4 protein-coding genes are annotated in these 3,308 nt (G+C 33.0%); 2 read left to right on the top strand and 2 right to left on the bottom strand.

Annotation, left to right across the window (positions count from 1 at the left end; all coding sequences use genetic code 11):
• Positions 1 to 31: 31 nt before the first annotated feature.
• Positions 32 to 205, bottom strand: a complete 174-nt coding sequence (locus A33S_RS12450) for a hypothetical protein (RefSeq protein ID WP_017176857.1) — start codon at positions 203 to 205, stop codon at positions 32 to 34.
• Positions 206 to 383: 178 nt separating this feature from the next.
• Here A33S_RS12450 and A33S_RS0110685 point away from each other — a divergent pair, with 178 nt between their 5' ends.
• Complete coding sequence (locus A33S_RS0110685) at positions 384 to 671, top strand: hypothetical protein (protein ID WP_009385040.1); 288 nt, start codon at positions 384 to 386, stop codon at positions 669 to 671.
• A gap of 405 nt (positions 672 to 1,076) precedes the next feature.
• Positions 1,077 to 2,117 (top strand): C45 family autoproteolytic acyltransferase/hydrolase, encoded by a 1,041-nt coding sequence (locus A33S_RS0110680; RefSeq protein ID WP_009385038.1) that lies wholly within the window; start codon positions 1,077 to 1,079, stop codon positions 2,115 to 2,117.
• 55 nt (positions 2,118 to 2,172) lie between these two features.
• On the opposite strand, the gene A33S_RS0110675 is transcribed toward A33S_RS0110680, so the two are convergent.
• Positions 2,173 to 3,015 (bottom strand): DUF4097 family beta strand repeat-containing protein, encoded by an 843-nt coding sequence (locus A33S_RS0110675; protein ID WP_009385036.1) that lies wholly within the window; start codon positions 3,013 to 3,015, stop codon positions 2,173 to 2,175.
• Between the last annotated feature and the right edge of the window lie 293 nt (positions 3,016 to 3,308).

The raw sequence follows: 3,308 nt of genomic DNA, 5'->3' as shown, positions 1-3,308 counted from the left end.
GAAACGAACACTAAGAAGTGTTCGTCCTCATTTAGGCATTATTTGATTCAATTTCTGCCACAATTTTTTTAGTTTTATTTTCGATATCTTCAAAGTCTTTTTTGAAGATATATGCAAATACAACTGCTAAACCAGCTACTACTACAGATGTGATTGCAATAAAGCTTAAAATAAATGTTAATAGTCCTTTAATAAACTTGCACATGTTATCATTCACCTCAAATAGTTATAGTATACTTTATTATTATAATAGCATACTCTTTCAATACATTAAATCTATACCCTTTATTCATGTTTTTCATTCACCTATATATGGATTTCTGTTATAATGTGGTAAATTATAACTAATAATAGACTTTTATAATTAAAGAGAGGTTTTTATTGTGCCATATATATCATTTCTAAATGCTTGGCAACAAAACAACATTGATAAAGTAGATGATATGTTAGCTTCTGACGTTGTGTGTTATAAAATGGATAAGTCAAGAAAGAGTCAAATTTTGTCTAGAGAAGAACTCTTAGACCTATTTAAAACACGATTGGAAGAAGTTGAAAAAAGTGATTTGAGTTGGAGTTTCGATGTCATTCACAGAGCACGACTAGAAAATGAACAGCTAATCTTGTTTTATGTCTATGCAAATGATTTTACAGATCATCAAAAAAGACATTAATCACATGTACATTTAACTCTGAACAAAGCGCTGAACATCACAAAATTACATCTATCTACATTACTCAAAATGTTGAAGACATTTACGGAACACACTAAAAAATAAGCAAAGACAATAGTAACTGCACTATATGTCCTTGCTTATTTTCGTTTAAAATGATTATAGTAAATGTCCATGATTATTAGCTATACCACCATAAAATAATTTCTCTTTCAGCTGTGTTCCATGCATCTTGAAACATAGTAATCACCTCTTCCAAAATAGATTATCTCATCGTAAGTTAGTTTTATTTCGTTACATTCTAATTATATAATTTTTAAAAGTGCAAAGTCTATTAACTTAGTGTTACAAATTATTAAGATAACATTTTAGATGTAACTATTATTTAAGAAAGGATTACAAATCATGCAGAATGTTAAAGTCGATATCCAAACCCATCGTGGCTCGCATTATGATCTAGGTGTTGAGACAGCTAAATGGATGGAGCAAACTCGAATGTTACGTAACCGTGAAAAGGAATGGAAGAAACGTAACCCACGTTTCGATATAGATATTAATGAAACTTTTGATATATACCAACACTTTGCACCTCAAATATGGGAGGAAATCATGGCACTACGTGATGTGCTAAATATACCTACTAAACAAGCGATATTAAACTTCGCGCACTATCGTTTCACTGATTTAAAGGATAGCGGCTGTACAGTTTATGTAGGCGATGATTACCTTGTTCGTAATTATGACTACCACCCTGCCACATACGATGGTCGTTATTTGCTTTTCCAACCGAACGATGGTGGATATGCACAAATAGGTCCCATTTCAAGAATTACAGGACGCATGGACGGTATGAACGAACATGGTCTTGTAATGGCTTATAATTTCATGCATCGTAAAAAGCCACAGAACGGATTCGTGTGTTATATGATAGGTCGCTTAATCTTAGAGTTATGTAAAGATGTTAATGAAGTAATTGCTTTTCTCAAAACGTTACCACACCGCAGTTCATTCAGCTATATCGTTCAAGATAAACAACTCAATCACGCAATTGTAGAAGTCACGCCTAGAGGTGTAGAAGTTAGAAACCATCAAACGTGTACCAATCACTTTGAAATTTTAACCCATGAAAACCGTAACTATACGAAAGAATCTAAAGAGCGCCTGGCTCAATTACACGAACATTTAAAGGAACCACATCAACAATTCAATGTATATCGCATGTTTAATGATCCTAAGTACAATCTATATAGTAAACTTTTTAAGAGCTGGTCAGGTACGATTCATACGTCTATGTACGAACCAACTCGTTTGAAAGCATGGTTTGGACTTGGTGAAAACAGCACACCAACCTCAATCGACTTCAAGTCTTGGCTTAATGGACATCCTTTAACAATCGATCATTTCGAAGGTGTTATCGAGACTGACATCACCTTTGCTTCCCATTAAAAAAGCCCAGTGGCTAAAGCTTTGTTTGTTAGCTTTAACTACTGGGTTTCTTAGATTAATAGAGTTTAATATCACCATCGTGCGTATAGAATTCTAAGATATGTTTCGAGTATTTATCATCGCGTTTACGTAATGCCTCATTCTTAATATACGTTTTACCATTTTCAGGACTTAATTTAAGTTTGACGGATTTAGGTAGTCGATCATATGAGTAATAAATATTACCTCTTTTAGAGGAAGCTTTAACGGAAGTATCAGGGTGCATTTTATTTAATCTCAGTGGTCCTGAATTAATTACTACGATTCCACTTTGAATTAGCGAATTTGTTACATTAATTTCACCTGCATCGATATTTAACGATGTATCCTTCATATGACTATCATCAAGTTTTAAAGCACTACGTTTACCTTTGATGTCTGCTGAATCACAATTTAAGTGACTTAAGTCTAGTTTACCTGTACCACTATTCCATATAGTCAATGATTTGCTTGATGCGCCATCTACTACAACTTCACCTGTAGCAGTAGATAAATCAATTTCTTTTAATTTTTTTGGTGGTACTGTAATAGTTAAATGTTTATGTCTCGCATCAAAAGGATTAAAGTTCGCACGTCCTTTAAGCTTTTGTTCTTCATCATTTAACTTAAACGTACCATTTTTGGTTGAAATTTCAGGTTCAATACTACCTTGATATTTAAATTTAAAGCGTTTCCCTTTTTTCAAATGAATAGAAACATTGTTAGAATCGACTTCGATTTTATTGAACTTATCGGGGTCATACGTCTCACTGTATTTAACAACATCTTTATTTGGTTTATCAATTAAAAACCAGGAAAGTGTTCCTAATGCAAAGAAAGTCACGAACATGCCAATCCCGAATAAGAGTAATTTCTTCATGAGGATCTACCCCCTCTGATCATCTTAATATTCCATCTTAAATACTTTAGCGTTAAGCCATAAATGACATCGAATACTTTTAGCACAAGCACCATAAATACGATGCCTAAACCGCATAAAGATAAGCTAAATAAAATGTTAGAAAGTAACCCAAATGTTACACCAGAAAGAAATATATTAATGACAAGAATCGCAGGACTGAGTAACAAAACCAAAGAAATTAGTAATATTAGTACCATAAAAATTATCACGAAAAACATCGGAACGACGACGAAACATAAAGTAAACAAACT

Origin of the sequence: Staphylococcus massiliensis CCUG 55927, from assembly GCF_000298075.1 — a bacterium.
Lineage (GTDB): Bacteria > Bacillota > Bacilli > Staphylococcales > Staphylococcaceae > Staphylococcus > Staphylococcus massiliensis.
This window is presented reverse-complemented; position numbering and strand designations above follow the sequence as displayed.

Coding starts and splice junctions, on each gene's coding strand:
- A33S_RS12450 (WP_017176857.1), bottom strand. CDS start 205: ATGTGCAAGTTTATTAAAGGACTATTAACATTTATTTTAAGCTTTATT.
- A33S_RS0110675 (WP_009385036.1), bottom strand. CDS start 3,015: ATGAAGAAATTACTCTTATTCGGGATTGGCATGTTCGTGACTTTCTTT.
- A33S_RS0110680 (WP_009385038.1), top strand. CDS start 1,077: ATGCAGAATGTTAAAGTCGATATCCAAACCCATCGTGGCTCGCATTAT.